This is a genomic window from Nocardia brasiliensis (genome assembly GCF_011801125.1).
Taxonomy (GTDB): domain Bacteria; phylum Actinomycetota; class Actinomycetes; order Mycobacteriales; family Mycobacteriaceae; genus Nocardia; species Nocardia brasiliensis_C.
In genome coordinates this window covers 4,933,144-4,954,067 of record NZ_CP046171.1, presented here as the reverse complement: position 1 = coordinate 4,954,067, position 20,924 = coordinate 4,933,144, and the positions used below count along the sequence as shown (strand labels likewise).

Here is a 20,924-nt window from a genome sequence, read left to right as displayed (position 1 = left end):
CATCGCCGGGTGCCGGCGCCGGGGAAGGGAGAGCTCATGACCGCGAGTGCCGAGGTTCGCCGATACCCCTTCGGTGAACCGTTCCGTCTCGACATGGACCCGCTCTACGCGAAGTTGCGCCGCGAGGAGCCGATCACCCGCGTCGAGCTGCCCTACGGCGGTGCGGGCTGGCTGGTCACCCGCTACGACGACGTCAAACTCGTGCTCGCCGATCAGCGCTTCAGCCGGGCCGCGGCGGTGGACCGCGAGGACATCCCGCGCGCGACCCCGGAACCCGCCCGCCCCAACTCGTTGCTCAGCATGGACCCGCCCGAGCACAGCAGGCTGCGCAAGCTGGTGGCCAAGGCGTTCACCGGCCGCCGGGTCGAGCTGCTGCGGCCGCGCGCACAGCAGATCGTGGACGAGCGCCTTGCCGAGATGGCACGGCTCGGCCCGCCCGCCGATCTGGTCCAGCAGCTCGCGCTGCCCCTGCCGGTCACCGTGATCTGCGAAATGCTCGGTGTGCCACCGCGAGACCAGCATCGGTTCCGCGACTTCTCCGACACCGTGCTGTCCACCACCGCCTACACGCGCGAGCAGATCGCCGCCGCGCGGGTGAATCTGGAGGCCTACCTCGCCGAGTTGGTGGCCCAGCGCCGGGCCGAGCCGTCCGACGATCTGCTCGGCGCGCTGGTCGCCGCCCGCGACGACGAGGACCGCCTGACCGAGGACGAACTGGTCAACCTCGGTATCGGCCTGTTGATCGCGGGCCACGAGACGACGGCCAACCAGCTGGCGAACTTCACCTACGTCCTGCTCACCAACCCGGACCAGTGGGAAATGCTGTGCGCCAGACCGGATGCGGTGCCGGGCGCGATCGAGGAACTGCTGCGCTACGTCCAATTGGGTTCCGGCGGTTCCTCGCCCAGGATCGCCACCGAGGACATCGAGCTGTGCGGCGTCACCGTCCGGGCGGGGGAGGCGGTGTTCGTGAACACCCAGGCCGCCAACCGCGACGAGTCCGTGTTCGCCGACCCGGAGACCCTCGATCTGGACCGGCGGCACAATCCGCACCTGGCGTTCGGGCACGGCGTGCACCACTGCCTCGGCGCGCAACTGGCCAGGGTCGAGCTGCAGGTGGCGCTAGGCTCGTTGCTGCGGAAGTTCCCGACCCTGCGCCTCGCGGTGCCGATCGAGGACGTGCCGTGGAAATCCGGCCTCCTGGTGCGGGGGCCGAAGGCGCTACCGGTGAGCTGGTGAGACCCATGACCGAGCAGAAGTGGCAGATCGAAGTCGACCGGGAGCAGTGTCTCGGTTCCGGAATGTGCGTCGGGATGGCCCCCGAGCACTTCACCCTGGTCGACGGCCGGTCCAGGCCGATCGCCGAGATCGTCGCCCCGGACGAATTCGTCGTCGACGCCGCCGAATCGTGCCCGATCGAGGCGATCCGGGTCAGGGACGCCGACACCGGGGCGATCATCGCCCCAGGTCCGTGACCCGCAGGCCGGTCCGACCGCGATTCTCGTTTAGCTAGGGGATAGCTCACCTTGCGTCGATGATAAAACCCGTTCTACTGTCGATCAGCGTGCCGAGTTGGATGACCAGGAGAAGTCCGACCTGAGGCGGTGAACCGATGGCCGACGGGCGATCGATGTTTCGAACGTGGTGGCTGGACCCGGTCGACTATCGCAGGTTGGTCGAAACCTTCGGGTCGCAGTCCGCGCTGGGCGGATTCAAATTCATGCTCGGCGCGGGCGGCATCGTCATGCTGACCATCGCGGTGCTTGCCTCGATCGCCCAGGGTGACGAGGCGGGCCCGGTCGGCGTGGTGCAGGGCATCGTGGAGGCGCTCGTCGCCGGGGTGTGGACCGTGCGCTGGTGGTTTCTGCCCTGGCCGCGCGAGACCGAGTCGCTGCTGTGGATCGTCTTCTTCGATCTCGACACCGCCGCCAACGATGTGCTGGTGCACGATCGGGTCGTCGGCGTGCTCGGCGTGGTGCTGCTGACCGCGATCGGCACCTATGTGGCCGTCTTCCACGGTCCGCGGGTGCTCGCGTTGCACATCGGGTGGACCTTGCTGACGAGCGTGGCGCTCGCGGCGTTGATGGTGTTCGGCGCGCTGGCGGGCGAGGGGCGGACCACGCGCACCGCCGATCTGGCCCTCGGTCTCGCGGTGGTGCTCGTGATGATGGTCGTCGTCGGTGTGATGCTGCCGTTCATGCAGTTCAGTCACTGGCTGCTGCGCCGCGACGCGCTCTCGGACCCGCTGACCGGGCTGCTCAACCGGCGCGGGCTCGACAACAAGCTCTCGTGCTACCTCGGCCAGGGCAGGCGCTGTGCGGCCTATGTCGCCACGCTCGACCTGGACCGGTTCAAGGTCGTCAACGACACCTTCGGACATCCGTTCGGCGACGAAGTCCTGGTGCGCACGGCGCGGCGGCTGGCGGCGGCCGTCGATGCCGACGCGTTGATCGCGCGCACCGGCGGCGAGGAGTTCGTGGTGGTCGGCCATCTGCGCACGGACCCGGCGGCAGTCGGCGAGCGCTTGCGCGAGGCGCTGGCCACCATGCCGGGCCTGCCGGTGCGGATCACGGCCAGTGTGGGCGTCGCGGTCCTCGATCCGGACCACGCCGAGGCCGGGCACACTCCCGCGCTCTATCGCGAACTCCTGCGCGGTTCCGACTCGGCCATGTACCGGGCGAAGCGGCTCGGCGGCAATGCCGTCGTGGTCGCCGCACCGGACGATCCGAACTCGGCCAGGCCCTGGCGCGTCCCGGGTCGGCCCGCGGTCGCGGATCTGCGCGTGCAGCCGGAGATGCTGCCGGGGGGATGATGCTCAGCTGTCACGGGCGGCCGCCGGACCGGGTTGCCGTCGCTGTCGAGCGGCGCGGTGTGGTGGCGGGCGCCTCGCGTTGTCGGCGGGTGCCGTACCGCGTTCGCACGTTATGCTCGCCGTCGATGAGCGTGACGTTCGACGGGAAGGATCGCAGTGTTAGGGGTGGGTGACACATTCGCGGACTACCTCGTCGACGGCGTGCTCGGACACGGTGGAATGGGCACCGTCTACCGGGCCAGACATCCCCGGTTGCCCCGGCTGGTCGCGCTCAAACTGCTGCACCGGGCGATCTCCGAGGACCCGGAGCTGCGCCGCCGGTTCGAGCACGAGGCCAATGTCGTTGCCCGCCTGGAACATCCGGGCATCGTCGGCATCTATGATCGCGGCACCCAGGACGGGCACCTGTGGATCTCGATGCAGTACGTCGCGGGCACCGACGCGGCGCGGATGAACGCACGCGCGACGGCGCCCGCGCAGATCGTGCGGCTGGTCGCCGAGACCGCCGACGCGCTCGACTACGCGCACAGCCGCGGCGTGCTGCACCGCGACATCAAACCCGCGAACATCCTGCTGTCCGAACCCGATTCCGGGCGCGGGCCGCGCGCGATCCTCACCGATTTCGGCATCGCCCGCCAGCTCGACTCCGACACCAAGCTGACCGCCACCGGTACGTTCACCGCCACCCTCGCCTACGCTTCGCCCGAGCAGCTCTCCGGGACGGCGATCGATCATCGCGCCGACCAGTACTCGCTCGCCTGCACGCTGTTCACGCTGCTGGCCGGACAGCCGCCGTACCCGGCGACCAACCCCGGCCAGATCATCGCGGGCCACCTCACCAAGCCGGTGCCCCGGCTCAGCGAAAGCCGTCGTGACCTGCCCGCTGCGCTCGACGAGGTGATCGCCCGCGCGATGGCCAAGACGCAGCACGAAAGATTCGGCACCTGTAGTGAATTCGCGCACGCGGCGGCGGCCGCGCTGCACGGTCGTGCCGTGGTCCCCGCCGCGCGGGTCTCGCCGACGGCGCTCAACGCGCGCCCGGCTCCCGCGCGCCACGATGCTCAGCGCGTAGAACCTCTGCGTCCGGACCCTCAGCGCGCGGAACCTCTGCGCTCGGAACCGCAACGCGCGGATTCTCAGCGCGCGGAACCTCTGCGTCACGAACTCCTTCGCCCCGAGCCCCATCGTCCGGACCCGGCGCACGCCGACCCGCAGCTGCCCGAGACGCGGCGGTCGGGTGCCGGAGACAGCGATCCGCGGCGTGGGGTCGGGCCGACGATGGTCGCCCAGCCCTCGGGTGCGGTCGGTTCGCCCGGGTCGGTCTACCCATGGAACATGTCGCCGGTGGGCGATGCGCCGCCGCCGTCGGGGGCGCTCGCGCGCACGGCCGCCGTACTCGCCGGGCTGGCCGGGCTGTACGTCCTGGTTTCGGTGCTGCCCACGCTTACCGTGGTGACCGAGTTGCGTGCGGCCCGCAGACAGGGGGCGGGCTTCGGCTTCGCCGTCGAGCATCTCGCGGTGGGGTTCGTCGGCGTCGTGCTCGCCGCGCTGCTCGGTATCGGCGCGGTGATCTTGCTGGCGCGCAAGCGCATCGGCAGGACCATGGTGGTGTGGGGTTGCCTGTGCACCGTGCTTGCCGCGATGTTCGAGCTGCTGGGCGGCATCTCGCACTATCTGATCGACCAGACCGCCGTCGGCATCGGGCTGGTCCTGGTCCTGATCCCGCTGTGCTGTGCGCTCGCCCCTTCGACCGGTCGCTGGCTCGCCTATCGACGTCCGGTTCGTCGCTAGTGCCAACGGCTCCGTAGGGTAGCGGTGTGTTCGCCCGGGAGACTTCACGTTGCGGCCGCCTGCCCCTTGCCCTGCGGCCACCTCGCGCTCGCACGCTTCGATGATGTCGACAACGAAGATCAGGCGTGGCCTGCTCGCGGCGGTCGCGGCGCTGGCCGTGCCGCTGAGCGCGATCGCGCCCGTGCGGGTTCCGGTAGCGGCGGCGGCCTCGAACGCGACACCGAGTTTCGAGGTGAAGCTCAACCTGGCGCCAGGGGCGCTGGACGGGTCCGGCGCGCCGAACGCGGACGTGCGCACCACCTTCGGGCTCGGCGGCACCGCAAAGGCGCTGGCCTACGAATACTTCGACACCGCGCCGCTCGAGCTGAACAGCGCGGGTTGGAGCGTGCGGTTGCGGCACAAGGACGGCAGCTCCTTCGACCTCAACTACAAGAAGCGCTTCCCGGTCACCGGCGAGGATCTCGACGCCGCGCTGACCGAGGCCAACGCGCAGGGCTTCGACTCCTCCGACACCAACTACGACGCCCAGGTCGACTGGACCTCCGACAAGATGACGTTGAGCTTCGCGAACAAGAAGTCCGCCGCGGCGAAGGGCTACCAGGGCACCGCGTTGCCCGCCGAGCCTGCGGCGCGCGAACTCCTGCTCGATCAGCTGCCCGGAAAGCTGCGGAACTGGTCCGGATCGAACTGGGGCAGAACGACGCTCGCGGACTCGCGGCAGCACGGCCCGGTGCAGGCCAGAACCTGGTCCGGCCGCTGGCAAGGCGTCGACCTCGACCTGGAGGTGGTGCCGGTGCGCGCCGCCACGGGCGAGGGCACCGAGACGATCATCGAACTGTCTTTCAAGACAGACGGTTCGGCGCAGGCGCGCGATCTGCGCGACAAGGCGATCGGCACACTGCGTGCCCGGGGCTGGCTGGCCCCGGCCGCGGTGCTGAAGACCGATCTCATCCTGCGTCGGTATTGAGCAGGCGCACCTGCCATGCTGTCGGTATGCAGTCGCCCGAGACCGAACTGGTCGACCTCCTCGACCAGGTGCTCGCCGCGGTGCGCGCGGTGCCGCAGGATCTGACCTGGCAGCGGCGGTATGCGAACGAGCAAGAGCTCATCGATGATCTGGACGACTGCGTCGGCCGCATCCGGCGGCACGATCTGAGTCGATTGGACGAGCTGAGTCTCGTCTTCGCGCCCACCGGTTCGCTCTGCGAGATCGCCGCGAGCAGCGGGTGGCTGGACCTCTACACGGTGCTCGGCAACCGCTTCGATGCGCTCTACGCCCGGCTGCGCGACAACGAGAAATAGTTGCTCCGGTCGTCCTTTCGGCGGACGCGCACGGGGTTTGCGCGCCCTTAGCGTTGGCTCATGAAATCGCTCGTGCACTTTCTCCAAGCCCGGATCCAGGAGGACGAGGCGGCCGCGCACATCGGCTGGGCGGGTGGCTGGCCCTCGCATCGGGTGCTCGCCGAGTGCGCCGCCAAACGGGAGGTGCTCGCGGTCCTGGCGCGCGACGTGAAGGCGAACGCCGATGCGGACGCATGGGATTGGCTGGACGAGGAGTCCGCGATCTCCTGGCTGTTCGGGGACTCGAACGAGGACAAGGCCAAGAAGCTGGCAACCGAGGTCCTGCGTGCGCTGGCAAAGCCGTACGACGATCACCCGGACTATCAGCCGGATTGGACCGTGCGTCCGAAGCGCTCCCGCAAATTCTGGTGAGCCTGCGCCGAGTTCGCCTCGGCGGCGGCACCGCGGTGATTCGGACCTACAGCGCTTCCGCCGCGGCGACCAGCAACTCACGTGAGCGGGCCGGCTGCTCGGCTTGGACGGCGAGCCGGTCCATCACCTCGCGATACAGCTGCAGGTCTTCCCGGCGGTCCAGGTAGAGCGCGCTGGTGAGTTGCTCCAGATACACGATGTCGGGCAGTTCGCGTTCGGCGAAGCGCAGCATGGTGAACGAGCTGCCCGCCGCCGGGTGTCCGCCCGCCCGATACGGCAGCACCTGGATGGTCACGTTGCGCTTGTCGGACATCTCGACCAGATGCCGGATCTGGTCACGCAGCACCTCGCTGCCGCCGATCGGTCGATGCAGCACCGCCTCGTCCAGCACCGCCCACAGCGCGGGACCGTTCTCGAGGTCCAAGATCTCCTGGCGTTTGCGGCGTAGCTCGACGCGGCGCGTCGCCTCGGCGTTGTGGTGGCTGACCGCGATCACCGCGTGGGTGTAGTCGTCGGTCTGTAACAGGCCCGGGACCAGTTGGCCCTCAAAGGTTCTGATCGTCTGCGCGGCGCCTTCGAGGCCGAGGTAGGTCTCGAACCACGACGGGAGCAGGTCGTTGTAGCTGTGCCACCAGCCGGGCTGATTCGCCTTGCGTGCCAATTCGACCAGCATCGCGCGCTGGTCCGGATCCGAGACGCCGTACAGGGTCAGCAGATCGAGGATGTCGCGTTCCTTGAAACCGGTGCGGCCCAGCTCGAGGCGGCTGATCTTGGCGTGTGAGCCGCGGATGTGATCACCCGCGGCCTCGCGCGTGATACCGCACTTCTCCCGCAGCGCGCGCAGCTGACCGCCGACCGCGATCCGCAGCGCGGTCGGGCCGCGGTCCGCGACCCGAGGGTCGACACCGCCGACCCGTCCCGGTTCCATGATCATGGACTCCTACTTCCGCTGCTCGCAAAAAGCCGACAGTATGATGCACGCGCCTGAGCATCGCTACACAAACCGTGGCTGATTTCGATCGTAGCCCTAGAGGTTCCAGTTTCAAGGCAACTTCCACCGGACTTCCTCGGCGGATTCGATTGTCCGGTGCGTCGTCCGCGTGGCGCGCGCGACCGATCGGCTATCGGTGGGCAGCCCGCCGGTATGCCGCGCGGTGGACCGATCGTGGCGCGAGGTCATCCTGTGGGCAGAGGTGGCGGTGCCGCCCGGGTATCTAGGGTGGTCGGATGGTCGACGAGCGGGTGGTGGGGTGGCTGCGTCGGCGCACGGCGCTGGTGGACGCCGGGACCGCCGGGCTGCTGGTGCTCGTCGCGGTGCTGTTCGGGCTCTTGATCGGCGCCGACGTTGCCTACTTCGCGCTCTCGGTGCTGCTGCTCGCCCCCTTGACGGTGCGGCGACGGTGGCCGGAGGCGATGGCCGTCGCGATCGCGGCGGTGGCCTTCGCGCAGTGGTGCACGGTGCGCGACACCACCGGCGCGCTGCCCGCCGACATCGCCGTGCCGATCGCGGTGTACACCCTGGCCGCGCACAGCACGCGGATATGGAGCCGAGGCGGATTGGTGCTCGGGTTGGTCGGGGCGGTGCTCGGCGGCTGGAGTTGGCCACAACTGCCGATGCCGGCCCTGGCGCACCTGCTCGTCGGCGGGTTCTTGGCGAGCACCGTGCTCGCGGCCTGGCTGGGCGGGGCCTGGCAGCGGTCGCGCCGCGGCGAGTTCCGTGCGCTGGCCGAACATGCCGCGCTGCTCGAGCGGGCCAGGGACGAGCGGACCCGGCTGGCGGTGCTGTCCGAGCGCACCAGGATCGCGCGCGACATGCACGACATCCTCGCGCACTCGCTGGCGGTGATCGTCGCGCAGGCCGACGGCGGCCGGTATGCCGCGCCCGCCGATCCGCGCTCCGCGATCGACGCGCTGCGGGCCATCGGCGAACAGGGGCGGCGGGCGCTCGCCGAGGCCCGGCGCGCGATCGGCGTGCTGCGCGCGGAGACCGACCCGGATCCGGCCGCGCGCGTGGCTGTTTCGGATATCACCCGGCTGGTCGAGGAGGTGCGCGGTGCGGGGCTGCCGGTGACCCTCGACCTCGATGTGCCTGCCGAGCCCGCCGACGCGGGGGTGTGGTTGGTGATCTATCGGATCGTGCAGGAGGGACTGACCAATGTCGTCAAACACGCCGGACCCGGTGCGCGAGCGGAGGTTTCGGTGCGGCGCGAGCGGGACCGGTGGCGGGTCAGCGTCGCCGACGACGGCCGCCCCGTGCGGCGGTCGGCGCGCCCCGGTTACGGTCTGATCGGCATGCGAGAACGGGTCGAGGCCTACGGCGGAGAGCTGGAGTTGCTGGCGCGTCCCGATGCCGAGGGGCACGTGTTGACGGCGCGAATTCCGTTGCGGTCGAGGGATGGCCGATGATCGACGTGCTGCTGGTCGAGGATCAGACGCTGGTGCGCACCGGGTTCCGGATGGTCATCGATTCCCAGCCGGACCTGCGCGTGGTCGGCGAGGCGGGCGACGGGGTGGACGGGGTCGCCGCGGCCGCTCGGCTCGCCCCCGACGTGGTGGTGATGGATGTGCGCATGCCGAGGCTGGACGGCATCGAGGCCACCCGGCGCGTGCTGGCGAGCGCGCGCCCGCCGCGGGTGCTGGTGCTGACCACCTACGATCTGGACGACTACGCCGTGGCGGCGGTGCGCGCGGGCGCCAGCGGCTTCCTGCTCAAAGACGCGCCGCCGGAACAGTTCCTGTCCGCGGTGCGGTCGGTGCACGCCGGGGACGCGGTGCTGGCCGCCTCGACGACACGGCGGCTGCTCGACCGGCTCGCGCCGCCGATCGATCTCGCCGCCCGCGCGCTCGTGTCGACCCTGACCGAACGGGAGACCACGGTGCTGCGGGTGATGGCGCGCGGACTGTCCAACGCCGAGATCGCGGCCGAGCTCGCGGTCGGTGCGGGGACCGTGAAAACACATGTGCGCCATATCCTTACGAAACTCGCGGTGCGCGACCGGGTGCAGGCGGTGATCATCGCGCACGAGGCGGGGCTGCGGCGTCCCGGCGCGGACTAGGCTCCGTCTCGAAGTCCGGCCGGATGCCGCCGCGGTTCAGCTCGTCGCCTGGCAAGGCGGAGGAGCCGATACCGGGGTTGTATCGGTGCCGACGACAACGCGGTCAGGCGGCGAGCTGAACCGTGGCGGCGCCGAATGGGACCTCGAGGCAGAGCCCAGGTGTCGAAGCCCATCGTGTTTCGCACTCGACAAGGCTTCGACACCTGTTCTGGCTCAGTCTCGTTCGCACACCGTGTCGGTGGCGGGGAGGGTGCCGTCGAGCAGATAGCCCGTCACCGCCGCGTCGACGCACGGCGCGGGGTCGAACAGGTATACGCCGTGGCGGAACGCGTTCGCCAGCGTGACCGATCGGGCGCCCGGCAGTGCCCGGCGCAGCGCCCGCTGCCCGGTCTCGGGTGCGACCGGGTCACCGGACGCGCCGACGAGCAGCGCCGGATGTGGGCTCGCTACCTCGACGGCGGGCTCGGCTGGGCCCGCCGGCCATACCGCGCACGGGGTGAGGTGTCTGGCCAGCGCGCCGAACAGCGGTTCCTGGTCGCGATGTCGCTGGATATCGGTGAAGTAGGACTCCACGTCACGGGCGGGGCGGTCGGCGCATTGGTTGGCCACCGTTGCGCTGAAACCGAATTCGGCCACGGAGCTGGGTTCGGTGTACAGCGCGAGCTTTTGCGCGAGGCCCGGCGCGAGGTCTGGGGTACGCCCAAGCGACGCGTCGCGCAATGTGCCCACCTGCCTGGCGAACTCGGTGTAGTACTCGTCGGAATCGTCGACGGTCAGCAGCAGGCCGGGCACCAGGTCGGCGGTGATCGTCAACCCGCCGAGCGAGATCGGCCGCTCGGCGATCGCGCGGACCAGCTCCGTCACGGAGTCCAGCACCGCGTCCGCGGTGCTGCCGAAGCCGAATTCATTGTCGCGCGCGGACACCCAGCGCGCCCAGTCCCGCAGGGCCGCCGCCGTAGCCGTGGCCGTGGTCCTGGTCAGGTCCGGGCCGGGCGCGCTCGGATCCAGCGCGCTGTCCAGCACGATCCGGTCGACCCGCTCGCTGAATGAACTCAGGTACACCGCGCCCAGATATGTGCCCCAGGACCAGCCGAGGTAGGAGATCTTCGGCTCGCCCAGAAGCTCGCGCAGCAGATCGGTGTCGCGCGCGACGGCCCGCGTCGACGCGTGCGGGAGCAGTGCCCGCTGCGGTTCGCAGCGTGCGGCGAGGTCGCGCGCGGCCTGGACGGTGCGGTCGAAGTCGGCGCGTGCGCGCGGCGCCGCCTGCGCGAGCGTGAGGTAATCGCCGGTGGGCCAACCACAGTCGAGCGGTGAGCTGGCACCGAAGAACCGCGGATCCATGCCGACCAGGTCGTAGCGGGCGACCAGGTCCGCCGCGGCGGGATGGCCGCCCTCGGGTCCGGTCACCATGATCGCCACCCCGTCCCGGGACGGGCCGGGGCCGCCGGTCTGGACCAGCAAGGTGCCCAGGCGATGCGCGGTGTCCGTGGCGGCGCGGCGCGCCACCGCGATCGAGAGCGCGGGCCCGCCCGGATCGGCATAATCCAACGGCGCCTGGAATTCTCCGCATTCCGCACCGACCGCCGCCAGCCGCGCGCCGATCTCGTCCTCCGGTCCGGTCCGGCAGTCGTGCCAGCCGATCACCCGGTCCCACAACGCATTCGGCAGTCCGCGCACCGGCGACTCGGCGTCGGTGCCGCAACCCGTCGGCGCCAACGCCGCGACCGCGATCGAGACCGTCATGGCCGCCACGCGGACGTGGCTGTGTACACCCATCGAAACCTCACAGACAGTAGCGTCGTGTCGCGGCAACGCGCCGCGACGACCTGCCGAGAGCGGCAGGCGCACTGCTGAACCTAAGGATCCGGGCGCATCGCGGGCATCTACCCGGCTACCGAAATCCGCACGCGTCGACTAAGCCGCGCGGCATAGGTACCGTGTGCGCCGAGTGGGGTTCGTTCAGTGTTCGCCGCAGGTCTTCGGCGGTGCGTCGGGTGCCTGCTCGGCGACCGCGCGCAAGGCCGGGCCGAGCACCGGGCGCAGCCGCGACCAGGGCACTTCTACGCAGGGATAGCCGTAGAGGTAGACGCCGGTGTCGATATAGATCCGCACACCGGTGGGTGTGGGCACCCAATTCGCGAAATTCCGTTCGGTCGGTCGCAGCGCGTCGGTGATGGGCTTGTCGTCGGCCAGCTGAGGGCGCACCGCGCGGACCGCTTCCGCGGTGGCCCTGGCCAATTCGGCGATGCCGGTGCTGGGGTCGGTGAACAGGTCACCGATCAGCACGGGCGTCGCGGTGCGGCTGTCGGTGGTGATGGTGCCCAGAATCTTGTTGGGGTGCGCCGCGTCCCGGTAGACGATGAGGCCCGACACTACCTCGCTGACGGTGCTGTCGGTACTGAAGATCTTGCCGTCGGTGCCGACGGAGCGTTGGCGTTGATCGTCACCACCGTTCACCAGATCGACCTGCTCCTTGACGTAGGTGCGCACCCCACGGTTGAACACCTCGCTCACCCGCGCGTCACCACCGACCAGCTCCAGCGACGCGGCGATGTCGGTGGTGCCGACACCATTGGGCACCTCCACCCGCCTGACCGCGTACGTCTTTCCCCCAGAAGTGATCTCGCCCGCGTCGGCCCCTTCGCTCGGCGGCGCCGGCGTCGTTGAGGTACCCCGCTGCTGCTGCGCCTGCGGCGAACTGCTCGCCGCCCCGTCGCCCCCGGATCCACATCCACAGAGCGCAACGAGCACTACCACCGCGGCCCCCGCCCGCATCCCGAACCAGCTCCTCGACCGCACCCCAGGACCTCCCAGCTCGGCCACCCGGACCCAAAACCCGGCTGGGCCCATTGTGCGCCAGAAGCATCCTGAGCACGTCGATCAACACGAAACAGAAGCCCTGGTGTTATAGGCGGCACCATCTTCAGGCATGCCTCCTACCGGTCCACCCAGCAGCGGACGACGACGTATCGACAGCGCGCCCCCGTAGATGCTTCGTCCGGGTCGCCCGCTGGGGTTGCCCGCTGGGGTTGCCCGCTGGGGTTGCCCGCTGGGGTCGCCCTCCGGGTCGACGACATGCCTCGGGCGGCGGGTCGCAGGCGAATCACCTCTCGGGCCGGCGGCATGCCCCAGACTGTCCTGCTCGATGGTTCAGCGCGGGTCAACCCTCGGTACGAAAGGCTCGACGGTAGGCGCCAGGCGTCGTGCCGAGTGCAGGAGAAACCGGCGGCGGAGGTTGGTCGCGGAAGACAGACCGACCCGTCGCGCAACGAATTCCACTGGGAGCTCGGTTATTTCGAGCAGGGCGCGGCCGCACCTGATGCGCTGGGCGAGCAGCCCCTGCCCGGGGCAGGTGCCCAGCTGGTCGGTGAATCGGCGTGCGAGGGTGTGCGGCGAGACACTGGCCCGCGCGGCCAGGTCCCTTCGACGGTAAGTGGATCACCGAGCCCCGGGCCGCCTACTCGAGCAGGGCGCGGGTGATGCGCTGGGCGAGCCGGTGCCCAGCTGGTCGATGATCCGGCGCGCGAGGGTGTAGCGGACACCGGCCTGCGCGGGCCAGATCCTCGGCGGTGAGCGGTTCGCCGAGGCGTGGGGCCGCCCAGTCGAGCAGGGCGCGGGTGCGGGTGATGGAGCCGGGTAGTTGGCGGGTTCCGGCGGGCGGGGGCTCGTTTAGGGTGGCGGGGTGATGTCTACAGCGCAGGCGCTCGCTTTGGGGGGCGTGGTTTGGGTGGCGGCGATGTCGCCGGGGCCGGATTTCGTGATCGTCACCCGGAGTTCGGTGCTGTCGGGACGACGGGCGGGGATGGCGTGTGCGGCGGGGATAGCCGTGGGGGTCTTCGGCTGGTCGGTGGTGAGCGCGCTCGGCGTCGCCGGGCTGCTCGCCGCGTCGGCGGTGGCGTTCACCGTGGTCAAACTGATCGGGGCGGCGTATCTGGTGGTGCTCGGTGTGCGGGCGCTGCTGGCGGCCCGGCGCGGTGGTTACGACGTGAACGCCGATGTTCTGGACAATCGGTTGAGCGCGGCGGCGGCGTTCCGGCAGGGAATGCTGACCAACCTGCTCAATCCGAAGGTCGCGGTGTTCTTCATCGCGCTGCTGCCCCAGTTCCTGCCCGCCGAACCGACTGCCGTAGACAGCATTTCGCTCGGCGTCATCGCCGCACTGGTCTCGCTGACCTGGTTCACCGTCATCGCGAACGTCGTCGACGCGCTACGCGGAGTCCTGGCGCGCCAAAGCGTCCGCCGCGCCATCGACACCGTAATGGGCACCCTCCTAGTAGCCTTCGGCCTCCGAATCGCAGTGCAGAGCAACTGATCCCCGCCGAGCCCGCCCCGCCGCCCCGCCACGCCGAGCCCGCACCTGGTCACCTGATCACCAGGTAATGGTGGCGGCATCGGCCGAGTGGCCTCCGCCACCATTACCTGGTGATCGAGTGTCCAGGAGGGTGCGTGGCCGATGCTCGTCGCGGCCATGGCCGCGGGACGGGGGGCCAGGCACCGCGTTGCTGGCTCTGTTCACCGTTGGTGGCAGCGACACCGCGTGCCACCGGTGCGCGACGGGGGTAGGCATCGCGCCGCTGGCCTGTTCACCACTGGCAGCAGCGATACCCGCGTGCCACAGGTGCGTTCGTGCAGGATGGTCGCCGCGCTGCAACGTGCTGGTGGCGGGCCGGTCCTGACCTGGGCACTCGATCACCAGGTGATGGTGGCGGTATCGCCCGAGTGGCCTCCGCCACCATTACCTGGTGATCAGACGACCATGAGTGTGTGTGGCCAATGCCCGGCTTGTTGCGGCCATCGGGGTGCGACGGAGGGTGGCGCCGCGTTGCTGGCCCTGTTCGCCGTTGGTGGCAGCGATACCCGCGTTGCTACAGGTGCATTTGTGCAGGTTGGGTGCCGCGCTGCAATTTGACGATGGTGGGCCTTCTTGACCTGGTCACCTGATCACCAGGTAATGGTGGCGGCATCGGCCGAGTGGCCTCCGCCACCATTACCTGGTGATCGAGTGTCCAGGAGTGTGTGTGGTCAATGCTCGTCGCGGCCATGGCCACGGGACGGGGGCGAGGCACCGCGTCGCTGGCTTTGTTCGCCGTTGGTGGCAGCGATACCCGCGTTGCTACAGGTGCAGTCGTGCAGGTTGGGTGCCGCGCTGCAACGTGGCAGTGGCGGGGGCCGGTCCGGTTCGATGTGATCGTCGGCAAGGGGTGCCCGGGTGGGTGGGCGTCGTCTGATTGCGCCCTCAATTGTCTACGTTCCTTCCTTGCTCAGCGCACCCGGAACGCGCATCGCGTGGCCGATCGGATACCCGACGTCGTGAGGATGCCTGCTGATGTACAGATTGTCCGAGATGTAAAGTGGCTGAGGGGATTTCGTGGCTTACCGGCTCGATAGCCGTTGACCGGGCTGATACCGGACTGCTCGGCGTGGCTAGGCCCTGTCATCCGACGCCTTCGCGGTTCGGCTCTCTGTCTGGCGGCGTTGTCGTCCGTACCGGTACAACCCCCGGATGTCGGCCTCCTGCTCCGCCTTGCCAAATGACGAGCCGAACCGTGCGGGCGTCCGGCCGGACTTGTGCGACCGGGCTCAGCCGCGGAGTTCAGCGTGCAGACGCGAGGTGTGGTGTCGAGCGTCGCGGTGGTGGCGCCAGGTTCGACCGCGCGAGAGCGTGGGACGGTCGCGCAGCGGGAACTTGTCGGTGGGTGGCGGCATAGTGCTCGGGCATGGGGGTACTCGATGAACCGTTTCCCGGGTCTTGGGCGCGGCGGGCAGGGCTGGTCTCTCGATGGGAACTCCGGCACAACTTCGTGCGGCTGCTCCCGGATGTCTACCTGCGCAAGGGATGTCCGATCGACGCTGTCACGCGAGCCCGAGCGGCAGGGCACTGGGCCAAGGGGGACGGGATCCTGGTCGGGTACTCGGCGGCGGCCCTGCACGGTACTCGCTGGCTGGACCCGCGGCAGCCACCGGAGATCGCACGGGCCGGACATTACAAGGCGCCCGCCGGAATCCGTGCGGTGCAGGTCGAACTCGGCCCCGCCGAATGCTGCACGGCGGCGGGGTTTCTGGTGACGACACCGGCCAGGACGGCCTTCGACCTCGGCCGTCGCCTGCCGCGGGAGGAAGCCGTGCCGGTCATCGATGCGCTCTGTGCCGCAACCGGATTGGCGGCCGCGCAGATCGCGGCCGTCGCCGCCGCCCATCCCGGCGCGCGCGGCGCGCATCGCCTGTCGGCGTTGCTCGAGGTCATCGACGGCGGCGCCGAATCGCCGCAGGAATCACACACCCGGCTGCTGCTGTTGGATGACGGATTACCAAGGCCGACAACCCAGTTGGTGGTACGCGGTGGGGGCGGTGGATTCATCGCTCGCGTCGACATGGGCTGGGAGCGATGGCGGGTCGCGGTCGAATACGACGGCATTCAGCATTGGTCCGACCCCGGGCAACGCACCAAGGACATCGACCGCATAGCGACACTCGAAGCCTCCGGTTGGCGCGTGGTCCGCGTGAACGCCGCCCTGCTGCGACACCGCCCGCACGTGGTGCTCGATCGAGTCCGTGCCGCGCTCGGGGCGCACGGTTGGACAGCTGATCACCAGGTAATGGTGGCGGCATCGGCCGAGTAGCCTCCGCCACCATTACCTGGTGATCGAATGTCCAGGTCAGTAGGCGCGGGCGAAGATCACTCGTTTGCCGTAGGCGGCGGGGGAGCCGCAGCGGACGCAGGTGCCGGAGGCCGGGTCAGCCTGTGCGGGAATGCATCTCGGGGTGGCCGCGGTGACGGACTTGATGTCTTCCTCGCAGGCGGTGTTGCCGCAGTGCAGGGCGAGTGCCCAGCCGGTGGCGACCGCCTCGGTGAACGCTGCCCAGCTGTCGACGGTGCGGGTGTGGGTGTCGCGGAACTCGGTGGCCCTGGCGAGCAGGAACGCCTGGAACTCGTCCAGGATGCGCGGCAGCACCTCGGGCAGCGTGTCGAGCGGGACCGCCTGTTTGCCCTCGTCGCCGAGCCGCCGCACCAGCATGGCGGTGCCTGCCTCGAGATCGCGCGGGCCGAGCTCGAGCCGGATCGGCACGCCGCGCAGCTCCCACTCGTTGTACTTGAACCCCGGGGTGAGCTGCGCCCGCGCGTCGACATGGGTGCGCACGCCCGCCTCGCGCAACGCGGTGGCCAACCCCTCGGCGGCGGCCTCGACCTCGGTGTTGCCGCCACGGGTGATCGGCACGATCACCACCTGGTACGGCGCGAGCCGCGGCGGGAAGACCAGGCCCTTGTCGTCGCCGTGGGTCATCACGATGGCGCCGATCATGCGCGTGGTCATGCCCCAGGAGGTGGTGTGGCACAACTCTTCCCGGCCCGATTCGCCGGTGAAGCGGATATCGAAGGCGGTCGCGAAATTGGTGCCCATGTAATGCGAAGTGCCGCACTGGAGTGCGCGGCCGTCGCGCATCATGCCCTCGATGGTGTAGGTGGTGACCGCGCCCGCGAAACGTTCGCCAGGGGTCTTCTCGCCCGCGATCACCGGCATCGCGGCCAGATCTCGGGCCACCTCGTCGTAGATGTCGAGGGCGAGCATGGTTTCGCGCCGGGCATCGTCCTCGTCGGCGTGCGCGGTGTGCCCCTCCTGCCACAGGAATTCGGTGGTGCGCAGGAACATTCGCGGCCGCAACTCCCAACGCACCACGTTCGCCCATTGATTGAGCAGCAGCGGCAGATCGCGGTGCGAGTTGATCCACTTCGACATCATCTCGCCGATGATGGTTTCCGAGGTGGGTCGCACCACCAGCGGCTCTTCGAGTTCCTTACCGCCCGCGTGGGTGACGACGGCCAATTCCGGCGAAAAGCCTTCGACGTGTTCGGCTTCGCGGCTGAGGTAGCTTTCGGGGATCAGCAGCGGAAAGTAGGCGTTCTCGTGCCCGGTGGCCTTGATGCGGCGGTCGAGTTCGGCCTGCAGTTGCTCCCATAACCGGTACCCATACGGTCGGATGACCATGGTGCCTTTGGCCGGGCCCCGATCGACGAGGCCGGCCTTGAAAACGACCTCGTTGTACCAGGAAGCGAAATCCTCACTCTGGGCGGTTACCCCGCGCTCGTCCCGTGACATGACCCAGACATTAGTTGGCGCGCATATCAGCGCCGAGGGCGGTGCGGAGGGTGTCGCGGAGCCAGCGCTGAGCGGGGTCGGCGTCGAGGCGAGCGTGCCACAGCAGACGCACCTCGACGTCGGGTAGTTCAGCCGGGATCGGGAACCAGCGCAAGTCGAGGGCGCGGCCGTGCTGTTCGGCGAGGCGCTGCGGGACGAGACCGACGTAGCCGCTCGTCGAGACCAGCAGCGCGGCCACCGCCGAGGTCGGCACGACGGCAGCGACGTGGCGGTGCAGGCCCGCCGCGGCGAGCACGTCGTCGAGCGGGCCACGCTGACGACCTCGACGGGACGCGGAGACATGCGGATACTCGCACAGCTGCGCGAGGGTGGGCTCGCCGTCGCGGCCGAGCGCGCTGTCGGTGCGCACGATGCCGACCACCCGTTCGCGATACAGCGTGGCCGAGCGGATGTCAGGCGCCGCGACCTCGCTCGCGCCGATGTCCAGATCGACCGAGCCGTCACGCAGCGCCTCTGCGCTCTCGCTGCCCTCCGCGACGAAGCGCAGCACCACCCCGGGCGCCACCGCCGAGGTGGCCTCGACCGCCGTGGTCGCCAGCGTCGCGGCCACCCCGTCGTTGATCCGAATCGTGAAGGTGCGTTCCAGTTCCGCGATGCTGATCTCGCGGTCGGCGCTGATCAACGCCGCCGCCTCGTCGAGCAGCGAGCGCACCCGCGGCGCGGTGCGCAACGCGAACGGTGTCGGCGCCAAGCCGCGCCCGGCGCGCACCAGGATCGGGTCCTGCATGGCCCTGCGCAACCGGCCGAGTGCCCGGCTGGTCGCCGGGATGGACAGGTGCAGGCGCTCAGCGGCGGCGGTGACGCTGCCGTCTTGGAGCAGCGCGTCGAACACGCGCAGGAGATTCAGGTCGAGCTGCTGGGGCATGTTTGCATCGTAGGCAAGAAGTTTTTGCCGAGATTGCATGGCACGCATACTGCCTGCGTACCTAGCGTTCGGATCATGTCATCGAATGCTCTGCGCCGCGGCCGGACGCTCGCGCCGCACGCTCGGCCGAGCGCGCGAGCCGGCCTGGTCGCCGTCATGCGCGCCTGCGTGGCGCTCGTCGTCGGGATGATCGCCGCGACCAATCTGGCCGTGCCCCTGCTCGCCGCGGGCGAGCTGCACCCGTCCGCCTCGGCACTCATCTGGATCGTCGATATGTATGTGATCTTCTTCGCCTGCTTGGTGATTCCCGGTGGGGCCGCGGGAGATCGGTTCGGGCGCAAGGGCGTGCTGCTGGCCGGGCTCGGGTTGTTCGCGGCGGGCGCGCTGGTCTCGGCGGGCGCGCCCACCGTGGTCGTCCTGCTCGTCGGGCGCGCGATCACCGGTGTCGGCGCCGCCGCCGTGCTGCCCAATACGCTGGCCGTCCTGCTGCACGCAGTCCCCGCCGACCGCAGGGCCGCGACGATCGCGACCTGGGCGTCGATGTCGGGGCTCGGCGGCGTGATCGGCAATATCGGTGGTGGAGCGATCCTTTCGAGCGGATCGTGGCGCTGGCTGTTCCTCGCGGCCGTGCCGCTGACCCTGGCGCTGCTAGCGCTCTCGGCCCTGATCGCGCCGGTCTCGCCGCGGCACGCGCGCCGGATCGACCCGCTCGGCACCCTGCTGCTGGTCGGCGCGTCGGTCGCGCTGCTGCTCGGGATCGTTGAAGGGCCGGAGGCGGGGTGGGGTAGCGTCCCGGTCATCTCAGGGTTCGTCTGTGCGGCAGTGCTTTTCGTTGCCTGGACGGTGGTCGAGCTGAAAGTCGAACACCCGCTGCTCGATCCGCGCCTGTTTCGGCTGCCTCGACTGCGCGGTGCCTGCCTCGGCATGACAACGGTCTTCTTCGGTATGTTCGCGCTATTCTATGTCAACGCGTCGTTCTTGCAGTACGCCAAGGGATTCGGGGTGCTGTCGACCGGACTGGGGATCGTGCCGCTGACCATCCCGATGCTGTTCGGGCCGCGTTACGTCGGCGGCCTGGTGGCGCGCATCGGGCTCGACGCCACCGTCGCGTCGGCGTTCGTGCTGATCGGCGGCGGGCTGCTCGGGTTGTCCACCAGCGGTGCGCGGACGCCGTATCTCTGCTACGCGGCATGGCTGGTGGTGCTGGGGATCGGGTTGACGCTGGCGCTGCCGAGCCTGTCCGGCGCCATCGCGAGTGCGCTCCCGCCCGCGCAGGCCGGCGTCGGCGCCGGATTGCAGGCCACCACTCGCGAATTCGGCAGCGCGCTCGGTGTCGCGGTCATCGGCACGGTGCTCACCGCCCGGTTCGCCGCCGCGCTGCCGCCGGACATCCGGGCCGAGCACGATCCGCACACCGTGGCCGAGGCGCTCGCCGCGACCACGGACGCGCGCTCCGGCGACGTTGTCGCGGCGTTCGTGTCGAGCGCGGATCTCGGGTTGTGGGTGATCGGTGTGGCCGTGCTCGGACTCGGCGCACTCGTCGTGCTCGAGTCACTGCTGTCACGGCGGGCGCGCGCCGACGCGGACATGTGACCCATGGCATAACGCTGTTGCGCGGCACTGGGGAAAATTGGTCGGACGAATCGCTTAGAGCTCCTAACAGGTTCCTTCGAGTGGCGTTGGGTTATGTTGCAGTGCAGGATGTTTCGCTGTGGCAGCACCATGGATCGTGGATGACGAGTTGTGGGCAGTAATCGAACCGCTACTCCCGGTGAAGCCGACCGGGGCGCCGGGACCGCCACGGATGGACTCCCGTCTGGTGCTGCAGGGGATCTTGTTCGTGCTGATCACCGGGATCGGATGGGAGGACCTGCCCCAGGAGTTGGGGTTCGGGTCCGGGATGACCTGTTGGCGCAGGTTGCGGGACTGGCAAGCGGCCGGGGTGTTCGAGCAGATCCATCAGGCCGTGCTCGCCCGCGCCCATGCCGCCAGGCTGATCGACTTCGACCGGGTCATGGTCGACGGCTCGCACGTGCGGGCGAAAAAAGGGGCGCTGCAACAGGTCCGAGCCCGGTCGACCGCGCCAAGACCGGGACCAAGCACCACATCCTGACCTGCGCGAACGGATTCCCGCTCGCGTTGACGTTGTCTGCGGCCAACGTCAACGATCACCTGATGTTGCCCACACTGCTCGATCGGGTTCGCCCCCTGCGTGGGCGTGCGGGCCGACCTCGGCGCCGGATCACCACCCTGATCGCCGACAAGGGATACGACTATCCCAGCGTGTATGCCGAACTGCGGCAACGACATATCACCGGCTACATCGCCCGCCGCGGCACCCGCGACAAGGTCACCGCCGGGCGCTGGATCGTTGAGCAAACTTTCGCCCTGCTGCACCAGTACCGGCGACTGGCCATCCGATGGGAACGCCGCACCGACATCCACCACGGATTCCTCGACCTCGCCGCAGCACTGATCTGCTGGCGACGACTCAGCAATCGAACCCGATAGGAGCTCTTAGGCTGGATGGG

General features: G+C 69.5%; 19 protein-coding genes. 13 read left to right on the top strand and 6 right to left on the bottom strand.

Translation table 11 applies throughout. The features are described 5' to 3' along the window. Positions 1-36 precede the first annotated feature (36 nt). The 7 genes from F5X71_RS22295 to F5X71_RS22265 all read left to right on the top strand — a co-directional run bounded on the left by F5X71_RS22295 (position 37) and on the right by F5X71_RS22265 (position 6,316). The gene (locus tag F5X71_RS22295) at positions 37-1,239 is read left to right on the top strand and encodes a cytochrome P450 (RefSeq protein WP_167463795.1); all 1,203 of its coding nucleotides are present in this window, start codon (positions 37-39) and stop codon (positions 1,237-1,239) included. A 5-nt stretch (positions 1,240-1,244) separates the two neighbouring features. Further along, positions 1,245-1,475, top strand: coding sequence for a ferredoxin (locus F5X71_RS22290; protein WP_167463794.1), 231 nt, complete (start codon positions 1,245-1,247; stop codon positions 1,473-1,475). A gap of 155 nt (positions 1,476-1,630) precedes the next feature. Next, positions 1,631-2,812 (top strand): GGDEF domain-containing protein, encoded by a 1,182-nt coding sequence (locus F5X71_RS22285; protein WP_238815395.1) that lies wholly within the window; start codon positions 1,631-1,633, stop codon positions 2,810-2,812. A gap of 165 nt (positions 2,813-2,977) precedes the next feature. Continuing rightward, complete coding sequence (locus F5X71_RS22280; RefSeq protein ID WP_238815394.1) at positions 2,978-4,603, top strand: serine/threonine-protein kinase; 1,626 nt, start codon at positions 2,978-2,980, stop codon at positions 4,601-4,603. Positions 4,604-4,706: 103 nt separating this feature from the next. Continuing rightward, entirely contained in the window at positions 4,707-5,570 is an 864-nt protein-coding gene (locus tag F5X71_RS22275) for a hypothetical protein (protein ID WP_167463791.1), read from the top strand. A 26-nt stretch (positions 5,571-5,596) separates the two neighbouring features. Beyond that, the gene (locus tag F5X71_RS22270) at positions 5,597-5,905 is read left to right on the top strand and encodes a hypothetical protein (RefSeq protein WP_167463790.1); all 309 of its coding nucleotides are present in this window, start codon (positions 5,597-5,599) and stop codon (positions 5,903-5,905) included. Positions 5,906-5,965: 60 nt separating this feature from the next. Next, positions 5,966-6,316 (top strand): DUF6221 family protein, encoded by a 351-nt coding sequence (locus tag F5X71_RS22265; RefSeq protein WP_167463789.1) that lies wholly within the window; start codon positions 5,966-5,968, stop codon positions 6,314-6,316. A gap of 46 nt (positions 6,317-6,362) precedes the next feature. On the opposite strand, the gene F5X71_RS22260 is transcribed toward F5X71_RS22265, so the two are convergent. Continuing rightward, a complete protein-coding gene (locus tag F5X71_RS22260; protein ID WP_167463788.1) occupies positions 6,363-7,250 on the bottom strand; it encodes a helix-turn-helix domain-containing protein in 888 nt (295 codons plus the stop codon). A gap of 293 nt (positions 7,251-7,543) precedes the next feature. On the opposite strand from F5X71_RS22260, the gene F5X71_RS22255 reads away from it, so the two are divergent. Beyond that, positions 7,544-8,722: a sensor histidine kinase gene (locus F5X71_RS22255; protein ID WP_167463787.1), complete on the top strand. Its 1,179-nt coding sequence runs from the start codon at positions 7,544-7,546 to the stop codon at positions 8,720-8,722. Beyond that, on the top strand, positions 8,719-9,372 hold the full coding sequence (locus F5X71_RS22250; protein WP_167463786.1) for a response regulator: 654 nt from the start codon (positions 8,719-8,721) through the stop codon (positions 9,370-9,372). The genes F5X71_RS22255 and F5X71_RS22250 overlap by 4 nt, the downstream gene beginning before the upstream one ends. A 213-nt stretch (positions 9,373-9,585) precedes the next feature. Here F5X71_RS22250 and F5X71_RS22245 read toward each other — a convergent pair whose 3' ends face one another. From F5X71_RS22245 to F5X71_RS22235, 3 genes are all read right to left on the bottom strand, one after another. Continuing rightward, a complete protein-coding gene (locus F5X71_RS22245) occupies positions 9,586-11,148 on the bottom strand; it encodes an alpha/beta hydrolase (RefSeq protein WP_203218202.1) in 1,563 nt (520 codons plus the stop codon). A gap of 183 nt (positions 11,149-11,331) precedes the next feature. Continuing rightward, a complete protein-coding gene (locus F5X71_RS22240) occupies positions 11,332-11,952 on the bottom strand; it encodes a hypothetical protein (protein ID WP_167463785.1) in 621 nt (206 codons plus the stop codon). A 570-nt stretch (positions 11,953-12,522) separates the two neighbouring features. Continuing rightward, on the bottom strand, positions 12,523-12,732 hold the full coding sequence (locus tag F5X71_RS22235) for a hypothetical protein (protein WP_238816021.1): 210 nt from the start codon (positions 12,730-12,732) through the stop codon (positions 12,523-12,525). A 325-nt stretch (positions 12,733-13,057) separates the two neighbouring features. Between F5X71_RS22235 and F5X71_RS22230 the strand changes: the two genes are divergently transcribed. Together F5X71_RS22230 and F5X71_RS22225 are read left to right on the top strand one after the other, a co-directional pair. Next, the gene (locus tag F5X71_RS22230) at positions 13,058-13,684 is read left to right on the top strand and encodes a LysE family translocator (protein WP_238815393.1); all 627 of its coding nucleotides are present in this window, start codon (positions 13,058-13,060) and stop codon (positions 13,682-13,684) included. Positions 13,685-15,089: 1,405 nt separating this feature from the next. Further along, positions 15,090-15,992 (top strand): endonuclease domain-containing protein, encoded by a 903-nt coding sequence (locus F5X71_RS22225; RefSeq protein ID WP_167463783.1) that lies wholly within the window; start codon positions 15,090-15,092, stop codon positions 15,990-15,992. 36 nt (positions 15,993-16,028) lie between these two features. Here F5X71_RS22225 and proS read toward each other — a convergent pair whose 3' ends face one another. Together proS and F5X71_RS22215 are read right to left on the bottom strand one after the other, a co-directional pair. Then, positions 16,029-17,468, bottom strand: coding sequence for a proline--tRNA ligase (proS, locus tag F5X71_RS22220; protein WP_167463782.1), 1,440 nt, complete (start codon positions 17,466-17,468; stop codon positions 16,029-16,031). 10 nt (positions 17,469-17,478) lie between these two features. Next, entirely contained in the window at positions 17,479-18,393 is a 915-nt protein-coding gene (locus F5X71_RS22215; protein ID WP_167463781.1) for a LysR family transcriptional regulator, read from the bottom strand. 75 nt (positions 18,394-18,468) lie between these two features. Here F5X71_RS22215 and F5X71_RS22210 point away from each other — a divergent pair, with 75 nt between their 5' ends. Next, positions 18,469-19,986 carry an MFS transporter gene (locus F5X71_RS22210; RefSeq protein WP_203218201.1) on the top strand — a complete coding sequence of 506 codons (1,518 nt, stop codon included), beginning with the start codon at positions 18,469-18,471 and terminating at the stop codon, positions 19,984-19,986. A 118-nt stretch (positions 19,987-20,104) separates the two neighbouring features. Beyond that, positions 20,105-20,904 (top strand): IS5 family transposase gene (locus tag F5X71_RS22205; RefSeq protein WP_167460169.1). Its coding sequence is split into 2 segments (ribosomal slippage): positions 20,105-20,435 and positions 20,435-20,904, totalling 801 coding nucleotides; the frame shifts between segments, so codons are not numbered across the junction. Positions 20,905-20,924: the final 20 nt, after the last annotated feature.

Excerpts from the sequence above, each read along its gene's own strand:
- F5X71_RS22295 (WP_167463795.1), top strand. The coding sequence starts at position 37 with ATGACCGCGAGTGCCGAGGTTCGCCGATACCCCTTCGGTGAACCGTTC.
- F5X71_RS22290 (WP_167463794.1), top strand. The coding sequence starts at position 1,245 with ATGACCGAGCAGAAGTGGCAGATCGAAGTCGACCGGGAGCAGTGTCTC.
- F5X71_RS22285 (WP_238815395.1), top strand. The coding sequence starts at position 1,631 with ATGTTTCGAACGTGGTGGCTGGACCCGGTCGACTATCGCAGGTTGGTC.
- F5X71_RS22275 (WP_167463791.1), top strand. The coding sequence starts at position 4,707 with ATGTCGACAACGAAGATCAGGCGTGGCCTGCTCGCGGCGGTCGCGGCG.
- F5X71_RS22270 (WP_167463790.1), top strand. The coding sequence starts at position 5,597 with ATGCAGTCGCCCGAGACCGAACTGGTCGACCTCCTCGACCAGGTGCTC.
- F5X71_RS22265 (WP_167463789.1), top strand. The coding sequence starts at position 5,966 with ATGAAATCGCTCGTGCACTTTCTCCAAGCCCGGATCCAGGAGGACGAG.
- F5X71_RS22260 (WP_167463788.1), bottom strand. The coding sequence starts at position 7,250 with ATGATCATGGAACCGGGACGGGTCGGCGGTGTCGACCCTCGGGTCGCG.
- F5X71_RS22255 (WP_167463787.1), top strand. The coding sequence starts at position 7,544 with ATGGTCGACGAGCGGGTGGTGGGGTGGCTGCGTCGGCGCACGGCGCTG.
- F5X71_RS22250 (WP_167463786.1), top strand. The coding sequence starts at position 8,719 with ATGATCGACGTGCTGCTGGTCGAGGATCAGACGCTGGTGCGCACCGGG.
- F5X71_RS22245 (WP_203218202.1), bottom strand. The coding sequence starts at position 11,148 with ATGGGTGTACACAGCCACGTCCGCGTGGCGGCCATGACGGTCTCGATC.
- F5X71_RS22230 (WP_238815393.1), top strand. The coding sequence starts at position 13,058 with ATGTCTACAGCGCAGGCGCTCGCTTTGGGGGGCGTGGTTTGGGTGGCG.
- F5X71_RS22225 (WP_167463783.1), top strand. The coding sequence starts at position 15,090 with ATGGGGGTACTCGATGAACCGTTTCCCGGGTCTTGGGCGCGGCGGGCA.
- proS (WP_167463782.1), bottom strand. The coding sequence starts at position 17,468 with ATGTCACGGGACGAGCGCGGGGTAACCGCCCAGAGTGAGGATTTCGCT.
- F5X71_RS22215 (WP_167463781.1), bottom strand. The coding sequence starts at position 18,393 with ATGCCCCAGCAGCTCGACCTGAATCTCCTGCGCGTGTTCGACGCGCTG.
- F5X71_RS22210 (WP_203218201.1), top strand. The coding sequence starts at position 18,469 with ATGTCATCGAATGCTCTGCGCCGCGGCCGGACGCTCGCGCCGCACGCT.